This is a genomic window from Klebsiella sp. HMSC16A12, assembly GCF_001808265.1.
Lineage (GTDB): Bacteria > Pseudomonadota > Gammaproteobacteria > Enterobacterales > Enterobacteriaceae > Klebsiella > Klebsiella pneumoniae.
In genome coordinates, this window is record NZ_KV792598.1 from 1 (window position 1) to 844 (window position 844).

General features: G+C 59.1%; 2 protein-coding genes and 1 pseudogene. 1 reads left to right on the top strand and 2 read right to left on the bottom strand.

The window, feature by feature from the left end:
- Window positions 1-279, top strand: a 279-nt coding sequence (locus HMPREF3140_RS29120; RefSeq protein ID WP_217628964.1) for a hypothetical protein, incomplete at its 5' end; no start/stop codon positions are given.
- Between the two features lie 45 nt (window positions 280-324).
- Here HMPREF3140_RS29120 and HMPREF3140_RS10805 read toward each other — a convergent pair.
- Both HMPREF3140_RS10805 and HMPREF3140_RS10810 read right to left on the bottom strand, forming a co-directional pair.
- Window positions 325-741, bottom strand: coding sequence for a type II toxin-antitoxin system VapC family toxin (locus HMPREF3140_RS10805; RefSeq protein WP_016946796.1), 417 nt, complete (start codon window positions 739-741; stop codon window positions 325-327).
- Window positions 738-844, bottom strand: a pseudogene (locus tag HMPREF3140_RS10810) (AbrB/MazE/SpoVT family DNA-binding domain-containing protein); the annotation flags it as partial. The gene HMPREF3140_RS10805 and the pseudogene HMPREF3140_RS10810, both read right to left, overlap by 4 nt.

The window sequence follows — 844 nt, forward strand, 5'->3', positions numbered from 1 at the left end:
TACCCGAAATCTGATTTATTCAACAAAGCCATCCAGTGCCTGAAAGAAGGCTGGGCATCACAGGCATTTGTCAGGTCGGTGTTACAGACGTTCCGTCATCATGATTATGACGCTTTCCTCATTGAGAAGCATCACCGCAGTATCGTTTATTCAGACGAAATGTGGACTCTGGCCGTCCAGCTGGGGATATCTAAATTCATCAGGCCGCCAAAACTCACACATGAGAGAACACGTATCCGTGTAGAGCCATTCAGTAACGGTGAAAAGGAATACAAATAACATCGCAGCGAAACTGTCAGGCCGATGGATAGCGGCCTGACTACGTTACTTAACCCAGTCTTCCAGAACCAGACCCGGCACCCGCTCAAACTCTCTCACATTGTTCGTCACCAGGACTGCGCCGGCCGCGATGGCGTGCCCGGCAATGGCCGTGTCGTTCGGGCCGATCGGCGTCCCGGCGAGGCGCAGCGCCACCCGGATGTCCGTCGTGGCATCCACCGCGGCGCGGTCCCAGGGCAGGATGGCATCGAGGCGCGCGCAGAACGCGTCGACCAGCTGAATATGGCGCGGCGAGGCCTTCGGGCCGGTGGCGCCGAAGCGCATCTCGGCATACGTCACGGCCGAGACCACGATGCGATCACCGCGCAGCACCGCCTGCTCCAGGCGCTTCAGCACCGCTGCCGGCTGCTCGCGCATGATGAACGAGCAGATGTTAGTGTCGAGCATCCAGGTTTTCTTCATGGCTCAAAGCGTCCTTCATCGCTGACCACATCCTCACGCTCCGCCATAAAGTCCGGATCGGCCCTGTCCAGCTGCGCGAACGAGCCCCAGGTCGGCCGGACGG

Coding starts and splice junctions, on each gene's coding strand:
- HMPREF3140_RS10805 (WP_016946796.1), bottom strand. CDS start 741: ATGAAGAAAACCTGGATGCTCGACACTAACATCTGCTCGTTCATCATG.